Annotated in this window: 16 protein-coding genes; 5 read left to right on the top strand and 11 right to left on the bottom strand. The window is 43.1% G+C overall.

Annotated features, from left to right (window positions below):
• Nucleotides 1–632 precede the first annotated feature (632 nt).
• Nucleotides 633–851: a hypothetical protein gene (locus M3593_RS11460; protein ID WP_144475575.1), complete on the top strand. Its 219-nt coding sequence runs from the start codon at nt 633–635 to the stop codon at nt 849–851.
• A 39-nt stretch (nt 852–890) separates the two neighbouring features.
• Here the strand turns inward: M3593_RS11460 and M3593_RS11455 are convergent, their stop codons facing one another.
• The 7 genes from M3593_RS11455 to M3593_RS11425 form a co-directional block, all read right to left on the bottom strand.
• Nucleotides 891–2,066 (bottom strand): M20 family metallopeptidase, encoded by a 1,176-nt coding sequence (locus M3593_RS11455; RefSeq protein WP_251542283.1) that lies wholly within the window; start codon nt 2,064–2,066, stop codon nt 891–893.
• A 2-nt stretch (nt 2,067–2,068) separates the two neighbouring features.
• Complete coding sequence (locus M3593_RS11450) at nt 2,069–3,298, bottom strand: Zn-dependent hydrolase (protein ID WP_251541301.1); 1,230 nt, start codon at nt 3,296–3,298, stop codon at nt 2,069–2,071.
• A gap of 19 nt (nt 3,299–3,317) precedes the next feature.
• Nucleotides 3,318–4,505, bottom strand: a complete 1,188-nt coding sequence (locus M3593_RS11445) for a hypothetical protein (RefSeq protein WP_251541303.1) — start codon at nt 4,503–4,505, stop codon at nt 3,318–3,320.
• A 211-nt stretch (nt 4,506–4,716) separates the two neighbouring features.
• Nucleotides 4,717–4,932 carry a hypothetical protein gene (locus tag M3593_RS11440; RefSeq protein WP_251541304.1) on the bottom strand — a complete coding sequence of 72 codons (216 nt, stop codon included), beginning with the start codon at nt 4,930–4,932 and terminating at the stop codon, nt 4,717–4,719.
• Between the two features lie 94 nt (nt 4,933–5,026).
• Nucleotides 5,027–5,401, bottom strand: coding sequence for a VOC family protein (locus tag M3593_RS11435; RefSeq protein WP_251541305.1), 375 nt, complete (start codon nt 5,399–5,401; stop codon nt 5,027–5,029).
• Between the two features lie 24 nt (nt 5,402–5,425).
• Entirely contained in the window at nt 5,426–6,217 is a 792-nt protein-coding gene (locus tag M3593_RS11430; RefSeq protein WP_251542285.1) for a DUF4240 domain-containing protein, read from the bottom strand.
• A 77-nt stretch (nt 6,218–6,294) separates the two neighbouring features.
• A complete protein-coding gene (locus M3593_RS11425; RefSeq protein ID WP_144475580.1) occupies nt 6,295–6,843 on the bottom strand; it encodes an HD domain-containing protein in 549 nt (182 codons plus the stop codon).
• Nucleotides 6,844–6,976: 133 nt separating this feature from the next.
• Between M3593_RS11425 and M3593_RS11420 the strand changes: the two genes are divergently transcribed.
• The 4 genes from M3593_RS11420 (at nt 6,977) to M3593_RS11405 (ending at nt 13,101) form a co-directional block, all read left to right on the top strand.
• Entirely contained in the window at nt 6,977–8,284 is a 1,308-nt protein-coding gene (locus tag M3593_RS11420; RefSeq protein WP_251541306.1) for an alkaline phosphatase family protein, read from the top strand.
• 83 nt (nt 8,285–8,367) lie between these two features.
• The gene (locus tag M3593_RS11415) at nt 8,368–9,642 is read left to right on the top strand and encodes an MFS transporter (protein ID WP_251541308.1); all 1,275 of its coding nucleotides are present in this window, start codon (nt 8,368–8,370) and stop codon (nt 9,640–9,642) included.
• Between the two features lie 59 nt (nt 9,643–9,701).
• Entirely contained in the window at nt 9,702–11,162 is a 1,461-nt protein-coding gene (locus M3593_RS11410; RefSeq protein WP_144475582.1) for a M20 family peptidase, read from the top strand.
• A 316-nt stretch (nt 11,163–11,478) separates the two neighbouring features.
• Nucleotides 11,479–13,101, top strand: a complete 1,623-nt coding sequence (locus M3593_RS11405) for a diguanylate cyclase domain-containing protein (protein WP_251541317.1) — start codon at nt 11,479–11,481, stop codon at nt 13,099–13,101.
• Between the two features lie 409 nt (nt 13,102–13,510).
• Here M3593_RS11405 and M3593_RS11400 read toward each other — a convergent pair whose 3' ends face one another.
• From M3593_RS11400 to M3593_RS11385, 4 genes are all read right to left on the bottom strand, one after another.
• A complete protein-coding gene (locus tag M3593_RS11400) occupies nt 13,511–13,948 on the bottom strand; it encodes a hypothetical protein (protein WP_251541319.1) in 438 nt (145 codons plus the stop codon).
• A 37-nt stretch (nt 13,949–13,985) separates the two neighbouring features.
• Complete coding sequence (locus M3593_RS11395) at nt 13,986–14,645, bottom strand: hypothetical protein (protein ID WP_251541321.1); 660 nt, start codon at nt 14,643–14,645, stop codon at nt 13,986–13,988.
• 53 nt (nt 14,646–14,698) lie between these two features.
• The gene (locus tag M3593_RS11390) at nt 14,699–15,100 is read right to left on the bottom strand and encodes a DUF4181 domain-containing protein (protein ID WP_251541323.1); all 402 of its coding nucleotides are present in this window, start codon (nt 15,098–15,100) and stop codon (nt 14,699–14,701) included.
• A 188-nt stretch (nt 15,101–15,288) separates the two neighbouring features.
• Nucleotides 15,289–19,563 (bottom strand): S8 family serine peptidase, encoded by a 4,275-nt coding sequence (locus tag M3593_RS11385; RefSeq protein WP_251541325.1) that lies wholly within the window; start codon nt 19,561–19,563, stop codon nt 15,289–15,291.
• Nucleotides 19,564–19,893: the final 330 nt, after the last annotated feature.

The following is a 19,893-nucleotide window of genomic DNA, read 5'->3' as shown; positions in this document are numbered from 1 at the left end:
ATCACGCTACCGTAGTAAATATAGTGGGTGATTCATACAGAATAAAGAATCATTTTGAAAAAGAAAATGATTAAAAATGTACATTCTTACACAGTCAAAAATGTACATGATTGCATTGACATTTATATTGTGGGCCCTTAACCTGTCAAGAATACGCCTTTATTTTGACAGGTTTTCAGTTGTGGGCCCTTAACCTGTCAAGAATAGGCCTTTATTTTGACAGCTTTTCAGATATAGGCCCTCAACCTGTCAAGAATACGCCTTTATTTTGACAGCTTTTCAGTTGTGGGCCATTAACCTGTCAAGAATACACCTTTATTTTGACAAGTTTTCAGTTGTGGGCCATTAACCTGTCAAGAATACACCTTTATTTTGACAGCTTTTCAGTAGTTGGCCCTCAACATGTCAAGAATACACCTTTATTTTGACAGCTTTTCCCTTCTAACCTCAAAACCTGTCCAAACTTCCGCCTACTTTAGACAGTCCGAACTTCTACCTCAAACTAAATTCTTCCCTGCTGCACAACAATTCAATCCTACTAAAATTCCTCCTACCAATCAGTTCTAAACCTAGCATCCCGCCAATATGTTAGTGATAGGAAAACTAATACTATGGAAAATAGGTGATTTGCTATGTTTGTTGTCCATTTTTTCGAAAACAGAAATGAGCTTTTGAATCAGCTCCGCCAGCAGGTTCCTTCTGTTGGGGAGGATCTGAGGATCAAGGGGCGCAAAGGAAAGGTTACAAGCGTTCTGGCTGTTAATGAGAAAACCTACCATGTGCACCTGGCACTTGAATCCAAGCAGAAACCAACCGTGGCTGCGGATCCTGGTAAAAAGAAAAAGAGGTAACTAGCAAAAGTGGAGAGCCCATAGGGTTCTCCACTTTTATTAGTTTTTATTCAAATAAGCCCATGCATACTGAGCGTAGAGTTCTGCGCCGGTACTCAAAGCATCTTCATCGATGTTGAATTTGCCATGATGGTGGGCCCACTCTGTATCTTTTTCGGGATTGCCGCTGCCTACAAGGGCAAAGCTGCCTGGCACCTCGTCAAGATAAAAGCTGAAATCTTCGCCGCCCATGGTTGGTTTTTCATGAAAAATGACGTCATCACCGAATGCTTCTGCAGCCACCTGCTGTACTAGCAGCGCGCTACTCTCGTCATTGATGACCGCCTGCGTACCTCGAGTATATTCTACATGTGCGTCAGCGCCATATACCGCTGCGACGTTTTCTGCGTAATGGCTGAGCTGCGCCTCAATGTGGTCACGTATAGCCGGGTCAAAGCAGCGTACAGTTCCCTCAATCACGGCATTCTCGGCGATGACATTAAAACGGGTGCCGACGACCATTTTTCCGACAGTCAACACAGCTCCCTGCTGGGGATCAATCGTTCTGGACACCACTGATTGCACATTCATCACAAACGATGAGGCGACGATGGCAGTATCAATGCAAGCTTGCGGCATCGCTCCGTGTCCGCCTTTTCCCTTAAATGTAACTTTGAACAAATCCGCCGAAGCGAAGGATGGACCTGGTGTGCAGCTGACCTTATGGGTCGGCATTTGCGACCATATATGGATGCCGAAGACGTTGTCGACACCTTCCACTGCTCCTTGTTCAACGAGAGCCTTAGCACCCTGGGCGACTTCTTCCGCCGGCTGGAATAATAAGCGGACATTGCCAGGAAGGTCTTCCTTGATCTCATTCAGTGCTTTTGCTGCAATCATCAACATTGCCGTATGGGCATCATGGCCGCATGCGTGCATTTTCCCTTCTTCACATGAAGCGTAGGACAAGTCCTTATTCAATTCTTCGACTGCAAGGGCATCCATATCCCCTCTCAAGGCGACTGTTTTTCCAGGCTTCCCGCCCTTGATTTCAGCAATCACACCTGTAGGTTCTGTCCTGCGATAGGAAATGTCCAGTTCATCAAGATAGGCGCAGACAAAATCAGTTGTTTTGTATTCTTCCCAGGAAAGCTCCGGCTCGTTGTGCAGCTTCCTGCGCAAATCGGTTAGTTCTTCTTTATATTCATGAAAAGCTTCCTTTAATTTTTGATTAATCATCATTCCGCCTCCGTTAAAGTCTTTGCTGTTTCGTAAAAAATCTTTACGGCCGTTGCGATGTCTTCTGAATCAGACCACTCTTCCGGACAGTGGCTGAGCCCATTCCTGCTTGGAATAAACAGCATTCCAACATCCGTAAAATCGGATAGCACCATTGCATCGTGGCCGGCGCCGCTGTTGATCGAACAATACTGAATACCTAGCTCACTGCTTTTCTCTTTTAAAAGAGAGCGGACTTCCGCATGTAATTCTTTCGGCTGGATATACAAAAGCTGCTCCACCGAGGTTTCGATTCCATTTCCAGTAAAGGAAGCTATAAGATTATTTGTTTTTTTAATCACGTTCAGGACATTCTCTTCCTTTCCAGAACGAATGTCCACAGAAAATACAACTTGATCCGGGATGACATTGGCACCGTTCGGATAGACATTCAAACGCCCAACCGTGATAACCGTGCCTTCTCCTTCTTCATTTGCGAGCCCTGGCAGCTGGCTGATGATTTTGCTCGCCGTTACCAGTGCATCAGCCCGGCGATCCATCGGCGTTGTTCCTGCATGGCCTGCCTGCCCTTTTACGGTTACCTCCAATTGTGTCAGGCCGACGATGGTCTCCACAACGCCAATACGAATCTCTTTTTCTTCTAAAATAGGTCCTTGTTCGATATGTAATTCCAGAAATGCTTTCATTGTTTTTGGATCCCGTTTTTTTGGCAGCGATGGATCTAGTCCAATATCGGTCATGGCTTCAACAGTTGAAATTCCATTCTGGTCCTTTAACAACTTAAATTCTTCTTCATCAAGAAGACCAACCATACCACGGGACCCCATCAGGCCGCCGCCAAACCTCGAACCTTCTTCTTCCACCAATGCTACGACTTCCAAAGGATACTTGGGTTTCAAGCCATTTTTAGCAAAAAGAGCTGCTACTTCCAGCGCTGCCACGACTCCGGCGGGTCCGTCATAGGAACCGCCGTGAGGCACAGAGTCAAAATGGGAACCAATCATCACACTAGGTGCGTCGGCAATCTGTCCTTCCAGTTTCCCGAATATATTGCCGAATCCATCCTCACGCACCTGAAGACCATACTCTTTCATCTTCTCCTTTAAATAGTTGCGGGATTTCAAATCCTCCTGGCTGTATGTCAGTCTTGTCGTTCCTCTGCCAGGGGTTGCAGTATACTGACTGATTTGTTCAATATGCTCTTCAATCCGTTCCTTTAATTCTCGCAATTTAATTACCTCCTATTTCTTACAAGAATCCGACGAAGATGCCTGCAAGCACAACCGATACGATTGTGACGGTCACGAACCCGCCAACAAGCATTGGTGGCAGCATGTGACTCGTGAGTGCTTCTCTTTCTTTTTCATCTTCTGTCAGTGATTTGATGACTTCATTCGTGATGATATAATCAGCCGGGAATCCATATAGTGCTGTTAGGGATACGGCAAAAGCTATCTCTTTGCTTACTTTTAAGATCTTGCCGGCAACAAATGAGAAGATATACATTCCGGCGACCCCAAGGACGATCGCACCGATCAGCGGTACCAGAATTTCAAGCAGCATTCCTGGTGTTGCCTGCTTCAGTCCATCGAAAATGAATAGCATCAATACAAGGATTGCGATTCCAAAGCCATTTGCCTTTTGCAGAACCTGCTTTTCTAAGAATCCAACACTTGTTGCGATTACACCAAATAACAGTGCCAGGACAAACGGGCTGACTGAGACGATCGGCGCCAAAAGTGTGGATGTTAAGTAAGCCAGATATGCGACCAGTGAAAGCCTGAAAAACTTAAAAAATTCGGTGTTATATTTTTCTGGCAATCTTCTAAAAAGCTTCAGCTCCGGTGGAGGTGCCACTTCAGCAGTTGCGGCGACTTCAGTGGATGCAAGGCCTCCCTCACGATATTGCTTCAAAAGTCGCTTGCCTTCTTTTTTCAACACTAGTGAAGTCAATGGATAACCAGCGAATCCTTGCATGACATAAATGACGATGGCGAATACAGATAATGACGCAAGGCCTGCTTCTTTGGCTCCTTCAGACATGATCAAAGCGGAAACCACTCCGCCAACTAAAGGTGGTACGGCCACAACCATCGTTTGGAATCCGAAGATCAGCGTACCCACACTCAAGAGTACGGCGACGATCCCCAAAATTCCTGACAGGGCGATCACAATCGTTTTCCACTGATTCTTCAACTCCCGGATCGAAAGCAAGGTGCCCATATTCGTGATTAACAAATACATCATCATCACCGCTACTGCGGATGGCACTCCAGCCAGGGCGACAATCTCTTTCGGAAAAAACGTCCAGTATCCAATCAGAAACAAGACGGCCGATACGAACATGGACGGAATCCATGCCTTTGTCCTGACAGCAACCAAATCGCCGACTAGTAGGATGAATACTACAATAACCAAAGCTAATAATTGAGACATGATAATTTCCCTCCATTTTCTTTTTCACTTCAACGCTTCGTCTTACGAAAGAAAAAACTATTAGGACGATAATAATATAGATATAATATTCAGTCAATCATAATTTTGAGAATTTTCGAAAGAAGGCGTTTTCTACAATATATTCCTTCCGGCCTCTAACCAAAAAAAGACGAACTACTTTTTCAGTAGTCCGCCTTTTAATTCTATACATTTAATCTGGGTTTTTAGTTTTAATGGAAACAGACAATGGCTTTTTATCCAAACAATATTCCAGAAGCACGATTTTACCTTCAAGTTCCAGATGTTTGGCCAGGGCGATCAGTTCTTCCCCTTCTTCCGTTGAGGAGATGGACGAAATTCTTAAGTTGCCATCACTATTCTGGATTTGGTCCAATAGATCATCTTTTGACAGTTTCAGTTTCGTCATTTTTCTCACCCCTTAAATGGATTAACTATCTATACCCATAAGTTTAAGAGGTGAATCAAGGTAAATAATAGTAATAGAGGAAATTCATTTCCTCTTAACAATTACAGATCATCAGGACGTTGCCATCCGGGTCTTTGAAGTTGAAATAGGCGAAATCCCCTATACGCTCAATTTCTTTTATAACAGGAATCCCTTTTAAAATAACAAATTCATAAGCTTCATCCACGTCATCCACCAGCAAGTTAAACAAAACATGTTCTGAAGGCTTTAATCGAAAACCAGGGTCAAAAGTATGGTCATCCAGGGTTAATCCTGTTTCAGAAGCAACAGGAATGTTATGTACGGGTGATTCCACTTTATCAGGGTCAAATGGGATTCCCAGCAGATCGTAGTACCACTCGGAGGCTTCCTTCAGATTGCTTACATGGACGAATACATTGTTTACCTTATTGAAAATTAGTGAATTCATTGGTTTTCTCTCCTCTAATATAATTTAATATTCCAATGGACTTTCCCCATACCTCGCCCATAATGCAGGAAACTTCTTTTTCAATCCTTCTTCATCATCTTCATCCCAGTCAAATTCAATGTCCGGCATGGGGTTTTGATCTTCGGTTATTTTTTCATATAATTCATAGTAATCGTCATAGTCTAAGCCCGTTTTTTCTTCATAAGCTATACTTGCAACACTCAGCAAGTCCTCCAGTTGGGGAACATCTTCATCATCTTCAAGCACTTTTAAATGAGGAATGATTTTTTCCGGATCATGGATGACAGTTTCGTATGTATCCTTCCCCTGGTAGAGCAGCCAGGCCCTAAAATAGTCAAAAGAATCATCCGAAGCTCCTCCCATGATAATATAGGCTGTAGCCCACAGGGCGGAGGTATAGGACTTCATGTAATTCTGATTGAAATAGTAATCGAACATCACAATTTCTTTGACAGGCTTCTTCGATAAATGGTTGATAAGCCACTCTATCTGCTCATCAGCGTCTTCTCCTTTTTGTTTAGCGATCTTTATTATTTCCCAGAATAAGTGGTCTGTCATCGTGCTTTCCTTCATCAATTGATCAGAAGGATTTGCCGGTACATAGCCCTTTTTCATTTTCGATCGGACCAGCCTGTCTGCATTTTTCTGGCAGGCTTCTTCCGTTTCGAATGTCTTTACTTTTACCGCTCCAACAGTACCGATCTTTCCGTAAGTCACCGTATGACTTTTTCCAGCCACTTTGATTTTCCAAAATTTATTCGAGAATCCTTCTTTTAAAATTAGGATTGTTTCCATCATTATTACTCCTCTATCTTTGGTTGGAATTGTTCCATCAAGGATTTTTGGGACAAGCCTCTACTATTGCCGAAAAATCAGCCTTCTTCATTATCAAATAACAAGTAAACTTCGTTTCGCAATTCTTCAAGTAAAGGGAATTCTGTGACAAATCCCAGACTATTTATCACATTCCTGTAATACCATTCCTGATGCTGCTTGCCTCGTCGGAACCTGTTCCACACTTGTTCTCCGGAGATTTCGGCATCAAGCCGGATTGATCGGAGATTGTGAAGCTTGTCTGCACAAGCGACCACCCTGACCTCCTCAGGAGCATTTTTTAAATAATCGATCGTGTGTTGTTTTCGTTCTTCCCAGGACAGGGATTTGTCTGGTTCTGAACAGCCTTCTACCAGCTGGGCTATTTCCTTTCCGAATTCTCTTTCAATATCCTCCAATGTCAATTCGGTATCTTCCACTGTATCATGCAGAATGCCAGCTGCAACCATTTCCTTCCTATAACCTGCTTCTTGCAGAATCATGCCAACCGCAACAGGATGTGCAATATAAGGGATTTTTGTGTTTTTTCGGTATTGGCCTTCGTGAGCAATAGATGCAATCTGCAAAGCTTTATCGACCAGGTCCATTTTGTTTTCCTCCAAAATTTCAGATACTTATTACTTCTTTGTTGACAAGTAAATTCCTTCTAACACAGAAAAGCTGATTTTTTTCCAGATTCTTCTGCTATATTTAAAATATAAACATCATTTGGAGGCTGCCATGACCAAACTGACAGACCATTTAATCGTCATCTCATTCGATTGTCTTTCTGAGCATGATGTACCATTGCTCAGGGAACTGCCTAATTTCAAAGCATTCATTGAAAAAAGTTCATATTGCACAAAAGTTGAGACAATATATCCTTCTGTGACCTATCCATGCCATGCGACGATTGTGACGGGGAATTTCCCTAATCGCCATGGAATCGTGAACAATACATTCATACAGCCGGGAAGGATTTCTCCGGACTGGTACTGGCATCGTCACCACATAAGAGGGACAACCCTCTATGATGAGGCAAAAAAGGCCGGCATGAAAACAGCTGCCTTGCTCTGGCCTGTGACGGCAAAAGCCGACATAGACTACAATATGCCTGAAATTTTTTCAAACAGGCCGTGGCACCACCAGATTCCGGTTTCCCTGTTCAACGGAAGTCCGCGATACCAGTTGGAGATGAATTCTAAATTCGGCCACATCCGAAAGGGGCTTAGCCAGCCAGAACTTGATGACTTCGTACTAGCAACAACTGTTGAAACAATAAAAACGAAGAAGCCCGATTTGATACTGATACACTTTGTCGACCTGGATTCCCAGCGGCATATGCACGGTTTTTCAACGAATGAAGCCCAGGAAGCTCTTCATCGACATGATCTAAGATTGGGTAAAATCCTTGAGGCAACCAAGGAGGCCGGTATTTTTGAAAACACCACCTTTGTCCTCCTGGGAGATCACAGTGCTCTTGACGAGTCTAAAGTCGTGAAATTGAACGTATTATTTAAAGAACGGGGATTAATCAAGGTGAATGGTGCTGGCAAAGTGACAGATTGGAAAGCTTACTGTAAGAGCTGTGACGGATCGGCGTACGTTTATGTAAATGGTGAGAACAATATTGAAACAAAAAACACAGTTGCAGAGCTTTTAGCTCAGCTGCTTCAAGATCAATCAAATGGAATCGAAAAAATTATTACAGGCCAGGAAGCGAACATGTTAGGCGCAGATGGAACTGCCTTCAGGATGCTTGAAGCTGCCAGAGGTTTCTATTTTAGTGAGGACATCGACGGTGATTACATTGAAGAAGTCAGCGAACAGGATGCTAAAAGCAAAAAATACACACTTGCCTGTCATGGTTACTCCCCTGATAAAGACGGGTATCACACGGTTTTCTTTGCAGCAGGCAAAGGGATTCTCCCCGGAATTTCTGTTCGTTCTATGCATCTCGTAGACGAAGGCCCTACTTTCGCCCGCTTGCTGGGATTGGACCTTGGTGATACAGACGGCCGCGTAATCGAGGGGATTTTGGATATTTAAAGATTGGAAATGAAGGTTATTCCAGTTTCAGAAGCGAATTGTAATGTATCTGCAATTTAAAAATATAAATTATTGGGGGCAAAATGATGAAAGGTTTCACAAAGGAAGAGAGCAGCTGGATTCGCTATGACTGGGCCAGCTCAGCTTATTCGATAATCATTTCGACAGCTGTTTTTCCGCTCTTTTACAAGGCTTCTGCTACCGAAGCTGGTGTGAGCCTGTCGAATTCGACGGCTTATCTTGGGTATACAATTGCCATCGCCACCTTCATTCTCGCCTTGATAGGACCGATTCTCGGGACGATCGCAGATTACAAAGGGATGAAGAAACGATTCTTCCGGATATTCTTCACTCTGGGAATTGTATTTACAGCTGGATTGGCTTTTGTGCCAAGCGGAAATTGGCTGATGCTGCTGGTGATTTACACCTTGGCAGTACTGGGATCGACAGGATCAAATGTATTTTATGACGCATTTATCGTAGATGTTACCACCGATGAACGGATGGATAGGGTGTCAGCGCGCGGGTATGGGATGGGATATATCGGTAGTACGATCCCCTTCATCATCAGTATCGCTATCATTATTTTGGCACAGACCAAGGTGTTGCCGATTTCCATGACACTGGCAAGCCAGATTGCTTTCATCATCACTGCGCTTTGGTGGGGACTTTTCTCGATACCCATGTTTAAAAATGTCCACCAAAAGCATTATATTGAGCGTGAACCACAATTGGTTCTGCAAAGCTTTAGACGCTTAGGGAAAACATTCAAGGAAATTCGCAAATACAGGGCATTATTTCTTTTCTTATTAGCATATTTCTTTTACATTGATGGTGTAGGAACCATTATCACGATGTCTACAGCCTATGGAACCGATCTAGGCATCAGTTCTACTAACCTATTAATCATTCTTTTCGCAACGCAGGTTGTCGCCTGGCCTTTCGCGATTTTGTTTGGAAAATTGTCCGAACGTTTTACCGGCAAGAAAATGCTTTATGTAGGTATCATTGTTTATATCTTTGTCTGTATTTATGCCTACTTCCTGGAAACAACGACTGATTTCTGGATTCTGGCGATGCTGGTTGCGACCTCACAGGGTGGCATCCAGGCACTGAGCCGGTCCTATTTTGCCAAATTGGTCCCGAAAGCAAATGCAAATGAATTCTTCGGTTTCTATAATATCTTTGGAAAATTCGCTTCGATCATGGGGCCGCTTATGGTCGGTCTGACAGCACAGCTTACAGGAAATTCGAGCATGGGCGTTTTCAGCCTTGTCATCCTCTTTGTCATTGGGATGATCATTCTTGCGTTCGTACCAGAACCGGAAAAACAATCTCATGCACCTGAAATTGCCTAACGAACTGCCTCTGGGAAACCGGAGGCTTTTTTGAAAATTTGGAGGTGTTCAAGTTATCTATGAAAAAGCTGAAGTTAACCTTGACGATATTTGGCGTCCTGCTCCTATTATTCGGGGCCATCACCATGTCCACTGCCCTCACCTTGAAATCTCGTCAGCCAGCACCTGATTCATTCTCTGGTTCCCTGAATGAAGACAGCGCAATTGAAACACTGTCAGAGGCTATTCAATTCCAGACCATCTCTTATCAGGATCGAAGCAAGATGAATATGCGTGAGTTTGACGCTTTTCTTTCTTTTTTGGATAAGAGCTTCCCCAAAGTCTATCAAAATCTTGAATTGGAAAAAGTGAATGACTACGCACTTATTTTTATATGGAAGGGTTCTAACCCAGCAAAGTCCCCTGTCGGTTTGACTAGCCATTATGATGTTGTTCCCGTTCTTAAAGGTACTGAGGAAAACTGGGAGCATCCCCCTTTCAGCGGCACCAAAGCCGACGGTAAGATATGGGGTCGCGGTACACTTGATGACAAAATCGGTGTCATTGGCATTCTCCAAGCTGCCGAGCATTTGCTGTCGGAAGGATACCAGCCTGAGCGAGACATCTACTTTATGTTTGGATTCGATGAGGAAATTGGCGGAGATGAAGGTGCCAGCAAGATTGTCAGCATTTTGAATGAAAGAGGAATCAACTTTGACTTTGTTCTGGATGAAGGCGGAGCCATCGTCGAAAACATGGTCCCGGGTGTAGATAAACCAGTGGGTGTTGTTGGTATCTCCGAGAAAGGCTCAGCAACAGCAGAACTTACAATTGAAGGCAGTGGCGGCCATTCTTCCCAGCCGAAAAACAGTACTAATATAGGCAGGATTGCAAGAGCTATTTCTAAGCTGGAAGACACTCAATTCCCTGCGGACTTACAGGGTCCTGGCGAGGACTTATTTGAATTCGTCGCTCCAGAAATGGGCTTTGGAATGAAATACGTATTTGCAAATAAGCTCATTTTTGAGCCTGTGATCGAAAGAATCCTTCTGCAGCAGCCGGCATCGGCAGCCTTGATCCGCACAACGATTGCGCCAACGATTTTTCAGGCTGGAGAACAATATAATGCCCTTCCTGAAAAAGCTTCAGCCGTAATTAATCTCCGTCTTATGCCAGGAGATTCACTGGGCGAAGTTAGAGAATATATTGAAAAGACGATAGATGATGACCAGATAAAAGTGACGATTCAAGGTTCTGAAGCTTCGGGTGTTTCCTCTGTTGACAGCTGGCACTTCAAGGCCATCCAGCAAGGCGCCCGCAACGTTTACCAAGACGCAGTCATTGCACCTTATCTGATGTTTGCCGGTTCTGATGCAAAACATTATGACAGTATTTCCGAAAACACCTACAGATTCCTTCCCGTCCAATTGACATCTGAAGATTTGAACCGGATGCATGGTACGAATGAGCATATCAGTATTGAAAACTATCTGAATGCCATCCGTTTCTATATGGAAATTATTCGTGAGAGCGATCAATAGTAAGGAAGGTGTATCTGTGAAATATTATATCTTTTCGCTTCTTGTATTCTTTCTGCTTTGGCTGATTGCATCAAGCCTTTATTCCGAACCAATCTGGTGGTCCATTTTTTCCTCAGATCGTTCGACCCATACTCCCTTACTTGAACAAATTTCAATCATTAAGTTTACTTTTGCTGCTTTGGTTTTTGCTGGAATTGGTGCAATTCTATCGAAATGGCGATCAAAATAGAAATTTTTTCTACTAAAGAATTTGCAAAGCATGTCGAAATAACCAAGTAGAGACTTTAGTTTTTTTGCGCGAAAGGGATCAATTTAAATGAAAATCAACCTTCGAGCCTATATGGCTCTATTTTTTGGTGTGATCATCATTGCACTTACCATGTTGTTGAGTATTACGATCAGCAAGCATTCAGGTGAAACGATTAAAAGAGAGATTGGGAACAGCCTTTCTACTACTGCCTATCTTATGGCTGATAAGCTAGATTCGTTCATGTGGTCACGAATCGGAGAGGTCGAAGTACTGAGCAAGATTGATGATATCAAATCCCAGGAGGACATCCAATCGGCCCAGGCATTATTGGACCAATTAAAATCAAGCATTCATGTATTTTCGTGGATTGGATTGACTGACTCATCCGGGAGAGTGGTTGCAGCGTCAGACAAAATCCTCGTTGGCACTGATATTTCTAATCGGCCTGTTTACCAGGAAGGAAAAAAAGGAACATTTATCGGCGATGTCCATAATGCTGTCCTCCTTGCTAACCTGCTGCCCAATCCAAATGGAGAACCAATGCAATTCGTCGATATCAGCAAGCCTTTGACCGATAAAAATGGGAATTTCAGCGGTGTGTTGGCTGCACATTTAAGCTGGGAATGGTCGAAACAAGTAAAGGCAGCGATTATCAAACCTTTAAAGGATGAATTAAGCGAAGCGGAAGTTTTTGTTGTGAGCGGTTTGGACGGCACGGTACTGTTAGGGCCAGAAGGAATGACAGGAACCCTGCTAGATGTAGAAAGTGTTCAAAAAGCGACCAAGGGTGAGAACAACTGGCTAGTAGAAGAATGGCCTGATGGTAAAGAGTATCTGACGGGGTTTGCAGTCGGAGACGGCCATTATGATTATGCAGGTCTTGGCTGGAAAGTCATTGTCCGTATCCCCACAGATCATGCATTTTCCCCTGTTGAACACTTGAAATCATACATTATCAAACTTGGTACCATAACGGCTGTTATCTTTGCGTTCATAGGCTGGCTTCTTGCCGGTTTCATTTCGAATCCTTTAAGAAAAATTTCAAGAGCTGCCCATAAGCTTAGAACAGGGAATGAAGCGGTAATCCCTTATATAAAAGGAATCAAAGACCTTGAACTCCTATCCGGTTCCCTTAGAGATCTCGTTGACTCATTAATCCGGACAGAGTCCAATTTAGGAAAGATGGAAACCCTTGCCCACCAGGATCTCTTAACAGGTTTAGGCAATCGTGTCGCATTAGACCAGTTTATGAATAAAGTTAAAATGGCAGATCAGTCACTGTCGTTTTTATATCTGGATCTGGACGGTTTTAAATTAATCAATGATACTCACGGACATCATACCGGTGATTTGCTCCTTAAAGAAGTAGCAAGCAGACTGAAAGATAGCACGCGTAAAGACGATCAGATATTCAGGCTCGGCGGCGATGAGTTCCTTGTCGTGCTTGAAACACCGTCAGAATCAGTGGAATTTTCACTTGCTAATATTGCTGAGAAACTAATCAATAGCATAAACGAACCCTATCATCTTGAGAATGCACAGCTTATGGTTGGATGCAGCATCGGTGGAGCAGTTTGGCCAGAGCATGATATTGATCCGTTTACTGTCATCAGTTATGCGGATGAAGCACTCTATGCTTCCAAAAAGGCAGGCAAAAATAAGTTCACCTTCCATCAGAATACAGAATAAACCAAATGCCAGGAGCGTAACCTCCTGGCATTTCTTTTGATGGAAATACCACCACATTCTTTTAAAAATGGAATGATGATGACTGAACGATTCATTTTTCATAGCGTATCCATTTTGTTTTTTTACCAGTTAGAGAAAATGTTGAAAAAAAGATTAAAATTTTTGTCCATGCTTAGCTAAATAATCCTCCAACCATTTGTAGTCGATAGGTTCATTAATGATATCATATTGATCCATTCCGAAAAGGGCTACATCCCTTTCAATTAAATTAGGAATGGTAATTCGATGGTCACTATATTCTAATTGGCATCAAGGATTTCGGCCAGATTCTTTTCCCTATAATCATCCCATCTGTTAATACCATAAATAAGTAAAACCACAATAATTACAATTAAAGCCCTTTTAAACCTCACCCTCTTACCCTTTTCCCATAAATGAGCATCTTTCCGAGCGCTACACCATACAAACCATGCCCAACCATCCAGAAAAGGAAGGAATATGCACTGGAGATCTCAGGTGTCCGGTCAGAAAGCATGGTTGTGGGGTATAGGAAAAGTCCTATTAGTAAGGAAACCTTAACAACAAATCTAACTTTCTGTTTAATTGGGAAGTCCTTTTTTATTAAATAGATATGTAAAAGGACACCAAGTACCATCGAAACTATCAAATGTAGTAAAAACTCAATTATTTCAGAGACTTTAATGTCTTTTAAAAAAGGGATATAATCAACATTCAGAAGCAATATGTATACCTTTAGTCCAGTAACCGACTCTACTAAGTTCAAAAAAAGACCAAGGAGATTTCCTGCCAATAGACCAGCAAAACTTCCTTTTGCGATAGCAGTCAAATGTTTAATCTCCTTTCATTTAATAAGAAAATAATCCCTATAGCTTCCTTACTTTCTTGCCATCCACAATCATCAAATTGATTCCTGAGCCTTGGCCACTTAATCCGCCTCTTCCTAATTTAGCTAAATCAATTTGAGTCTCGATTGTTATCACTTTGCTCTCTTTTCCATGGAGGGTAACCTTGTATGGGCCTCCTTCATTTAAAAGAGATAGCATCGGATAGTCATCTTCGAACAAATACTTTTCATAAAATTTGATGTTGAATTGTACTGTTTCTTTGCTGTGGTTCTCAAATGGGAGAACACAAATTGCGTATAATGTTGTTTCGTCTTTCATCTCGAACGTGAAATTGCTCTCCCCTCTTTCGTACTCGATGGCATAAATTCCAGTAGCAAAGGTGTTCTGGTATGCCTTCACCATTTCCATCGGCAGGAACACAACAAGAAATATCACGATCAAAACCATTCGCACATGATATTGATCAAGCGATTTAACGAGATAAAATAAGCTGATTATAAATAAAATGAGGCCTGTGACCCCAATATAGTTCACTCCGTCCATAGTGGTGATTGGAAAATTAAATGCTGATGAAAATTCCTGACCAACAGGATATTCGTGAGGGAATGGAAAATTAAGAGCAATCGAAATAAAGAAAAAGATGATGGCCATGGCTAAATATTTATTATTCTTAATCATTTAAGTCCTTCCTCTCCACACAATTATATGATGCCGCCTTCATGCTAAATAATTTATTGGGTCAGCCTAGTCAATACTTCAAACTGGATAACGAGGAGAACGATTCCAATAAGAACAAGTCCTTCCGCTATGGAAAGAATGGCCTCTTTTGGATGGTCTGAAGCTTTCCATTCAAAATAAGCGCGCAGAAAGTTTTGCCCAGTGATCAGTAATGTCAGGACCAGAAGGAAAAGATTTACCGAAACATCTCGATACATTAATTTAAAAAATAAAATCAGATAAGTGATTACAGTCGTAATTCGCAGAATCCATTCAGCATTTCGATGCGTTTTATTTATATGATTATAGGAAAATACCTTCCTTTTAATCTTTGGGATATTGAAGGCTTTTCTTAATAAGAACTTCATTAACCAGACTATTGTTATAATGAGAACAACAAAGAGAATATACTTCATAATACCCCTCCTTATTTAGTATATTACCATCTCCTTCCATTGAATGATATAGGGGTCTTACCGTTTCTTACCTCTTTAATATGACTCTTTTGAGTTAAGATGAACTCTTCTTAATTCCTGTTGTTTTCCCCTCAAAAAAAGAGCCTTACCGCAATTAAGCGAAAGGCCCTTCCTTGTTAAAACAAATACTATTTATTACTCTTTTTCTTCACATTGATGAACAATTTTCCCTCTGCGGTTTTTCTTGTTTCATTGCCATAGGCGTCAACGGCTTTGACTTCGATGATGGCGCCATCTGCCACAACATCTTTAGTCGCTGTATAGTAGCCTGCGTAATTTCCTGGAGATACTTCACGCATTGGAAGCTCTGTTGCATTCATTGTCAGTGAATTGCTCGTTAATGGCATATGAATGACAAACGTCGCATCCAGGTCTTCTTCACTAGTGAATTCGACCTTTACGCTTTCTCCTTTTTTCAAGGTCTGATCTTCTTCCGGTTTAACATTTGAAATCACAGGTGCAGTGTATTTCACATCTACTTTTATAGATTTTTCAGTTGCGTTTCCTGCCTTATCCACTGCAACCACTTTGATTTCGTTTTTCCCTTCATCCAGCATTACCCTGGCTGAATAGGTTCCGTTCTCCACCTTCGCTGCAGTTCCGTTAACTGTAACAGTGTCCAGATTGGCATCAGTAATTGCGCCGGTAACCGTAACGGTTTCTTTGTTGATTTTGCTTCCATCTGCAGGGGAGGCAATCGACAATTCAGGTGCATTAGGGTCAAAAACCACTGTTGCTGGCTCTGATGCATCAGTAATTCCCTGCTCTGTCGATGCTTTGGCTGTCAATACATTCGTGCCTTCATTTAGATCTATATCAACTGCATACTTGCCATTATCGCTTGCAGCTGTGGTTGCAATCTCTTCGCCATCATTATAGATATGGACAGTCGTTGTTGGCGCTGCCGATCCTTCTACTTTTACAGAACTTTCCTTTGTAAAAGATCCATCTACAGGTGAAGAGATACTTGGTGTCGTAACCTCATAATCGACTACCGCACGGATCATATAGTTTCCTTCATCCTCTGGAGAAGGTGACCAGCCACCACCTACTAACTGCCAGCTTCTTAATGCATTCTTTCCGTTTTCATCGGTAGCCAGGCCAGGTGAAGCTGTGTTGATGCCAGCCTGGATATATACCAGGTAGAAATCTCCTTCTACTACGATTCCATGGCTGCTCAAATCAACATGTGTCCACTCGCCGTTTCTCAATGCAGTGGCATCAATTGGTCCTGCCAGCTTCTTGCCTGGAGATCCATCAGTTCCTGTGGCATCGTATACTTCCACTTTGAAGGCTGTGCCGCCCGGAACCGGCCACTCAGTATCCCAGAAACGGAATAGACCGCCTGTAACCAGCGCTTTGTTGTTGCCCTCAGCCAACGACATCTTCACGGCCCAGCCATTGCCCGCGTCATAGAATGCCCGAGCATTTTCCGCACTGCCGTCATCATAACCGATTTCACCCGGGTAACCGATGAATGGTTTAATTTCAAAGTTTTGCTCAACATCCCCATCAAGGGTGACAGTCGCTTCCTGACTGTAAAAATGAGGAGCAATTACTTTTAGCGTGTATTCACCTTCATATGCAGTCAGCGAATATTGTCCATTCTCGTCTGTTTCAACAGGTGCTATCTTCGCATCCTCCAATAGGTAAACGGTCGCACCCGCTACAGGCTCACCAGTTGCCTTATTCGTGATGGAACCGGTTATTGTTCCTTTTGGCAACTCTTCTAAATTGAAGTTGGCTGTTGTCTCTCCATCCTGTGCAATGTTTACAGTTTGAGTCTGTGGACGGAAACCATAAGCTTCTGCTACCACCGTGAATGTACCGGCAGCATGTGTCAGTTCGAAACTTCCATTAGCAGGATTTGTTTTTACGGAACGCCCTGATTCAATAACCGTCACTTGAGCCTGCATAGGCAATGCCATTGGATTTGCTGAATTTTCAGCTTTTTGATGCTTAGGCAGTGACATTTGGATCTTGTTTGGATCAACCTTTTCTTTCAGGCTATCCTTCTCGTCGTCCTTGTTTCCTGTCGTGTCAGCCTTAGCTGGCGCGGCAAGCGGAGTATTTGTTAAAGAAACATCATCCAAATACCATCCATCCCTGACTACGCTGCCATCGGTTGTGACGTTAAAGGCGATAAAAATTCTTTGGCCAGCATATTCACTCAAGTCTACTTCACCATCAATCCAGCCATTCGATAGATTGTTTACACGCAGTTTTTGCACCCAGTTAACAGCATCAGTGGAGACAAACACATGGCCGTAGTCATAATTTCTCTCCAGGTTATACCATTGCTTGAATTGCAGGTAACTGCTGCCTTCCGGCAAATCGATCGGCGGCATTTGCAATGACATGTTCGCTCGGTTTTGGTAGGTTCCGCCAAGAGCCGTTCCATAGACTTTCTCTCCTGAAAATGCTGAACCAGGACCACTGGTCGGAGTGCCCCACTCCCAGCTGTTTGCGGCTCCATAAGAGGTCCAGCCAGAAGCATCATTTTCAAAGTTTTGTTCATAGCCTACAGTGATTCCTGGCAGCACGGTCACGGTAAATTCACTTACCGTTTCATTACCGCCAAAGTCCACTGCCTTCCATTTGTATGAAAATTCGTTCCCGGATATCGCTTCACCTGGAATAGCAGCCTGATACGTACCATTTTTATAGTCACCGCCAGTTCGTGCAGCGGGAATAGATGACCAGGTTCCATCCTCCAATTGATATTCAACTTCAACATTTGTTACACTGATGTTGTCGGCAGCTGAAGCCTCTAAAGTCAGTGGCATTCCTGCGAAAACCGTGGCAGGTTGGGAATGCTCCAACACCGGTGCTTCACTGTCGTCTCCATCCTTTGTAACCTGTCCTTTTAATTTCCCCAAACCAGAAACAACCGAGGAAACCGCATCAAAAACATTCAACAATCCAGAACCATAGCCATTATTCGGTGATTCTGGATAAGCATTGTCTGTTAAAGGCAGCGCTGTCGTCATAATAATCTCTTCCAGATCATCAACAGTCAAACTTGAATTTGCCTGCAGCAATAATGCGATTGCAGCTGAGACATGAGGTCCGGCCATAGATGTTCCATTCCAGCCGCCCTCATAACCGCTTCCAGGTACTGATGAGCGGATATTCACTCCAGGTGCTGACAGCTCAGGCTTGATTTCTCCATATGGAGACGGGCCCAAGAGAGAAAAGCTTCCCAAATTATTATTGATGTCTGTCGCACCTGTTGCGACTGATTCCGGATAATTGGCCGGGTTCGCAACAGAACCAGGTCCCCCAGGATTGCTGAAAGTCGTATTCCCGGCAGAGAACTCAGGGAATATTTCAGCCGCTCTCCATGCTTGAACCATTGGGCGATACCATTCATCCAATCCCGGTCCACCGCCCCATGAATTATTGACAACGTCAGGAGCTAAATCAGGATTTCCATTTGGAGCGAGGATCCACTCACCAGCTTCCAGTAAGTCAGCATCTGTACCGCCAGAAGCTGTAAATGCTTTAACAGCGATCCATTTGGCGCCTGGAGCAACTCCAACGACGTTTCCACCATCAGGCTCGGACCCTACCATAGTACCGGTAACATGCGTCCCATGCCCATGGTCATCATATGGTGCAGATTGTCCACGAACGGCATCAAACCAATGATCAGCATGGGATACTTGTCCGGTGGCTGAGTCATAGCCACGGTATTTCTCCTGCAATGCCGGGTGATTCCACTGTACCCCTGTGTCGATTGTTGCTACGGTTATTCCGCTCCCATCGATTCCCATATCCCAGACCGCTGGTGCTCCTACACGGTCGATATTCCATTCGATTGAATTGGTTTTGGCAACAGGGTCCTGAACAGCAACAGCTGATTTTTCCGGAACAAACAGCTGCCTTGTTTCATTTGGAAGGATTTTATCAACCTCAGCAAAAGCAGCAACTTTATCCATTATTTCTTTTGTGGCTGTTACCGCAATGGCATTCACCACATGGTAGGAATGGACCTCCTTAGCTGTACCCTTCTTTTCTTGCTCCCTGAGGAATTCCATTACATTGATCTGTGTTTCTTGTGCCGTTGTTTTTAATTCTGATACAATCGTCGAGCGCTTCATTGATTTGGTTTTTGCCGGTGTTGCTTTAGCCAGGCTGGCTTTTTTCTCTGCCTCCTTAGCAACAGCTTTCGTATCCACCTGCTCTTTCATTTTTACCAGGAACGTTACTTTATCCTGATCTTCAAATTGCGTATAAAGCTTTTTGTTTACCTTTTGTTTTGCAGTCTGGACTGCTTCCTTTGCAGAAACACTGACTCCCTTTGTTGCTGCATTTGTCTGCATCTGTGGCTGAAGCAGCAATGGTACAACAAGTGCTGTGGATAGAAGTACGGATAATAATCGGCGTTTTTTACGTTTCATCCATCTACCTCCTAAGTATTTTCCTTTAGTCTAATTTCCTGCCCTCCTTTCGTCGCACACTCTATGTCAAAATAGGTGCTAAATAAACCATAGCCTTTTGTGTGATACAGGTTTGTCGAAATTTAGGAGAATAAATCTGAATATTCAAAAAATGAATAGTAAGTTTTAGTTGGGAAATTTTTAAAATAATTCCTAATCAGTGTAAAATCAATTAGTTACATACCAAGTCTAATACTTTCTAATTATTTCCAGTATAGAAGGCGCCGGTTGGATGTAGGAGAAGCATAAAAATGATTCCTTGGTCCTGAATTTGATATTAATTCCTAGGTA

Origin of the sequence: Mesobacillus sp. MER 48 (assembly GCF_023714225.1) — a bacterium.
Lineage (GTDB): Bacteria > Bacillota > Bacilli > Bacillales > Cytobacillaceae > Mesobacillus > Mesobacillus oceanisediminis_A.
Note: the sequence above shows the minus strand (reverse complement) of the source record. Positions and strands in the feature narration are given on the sequence as shown.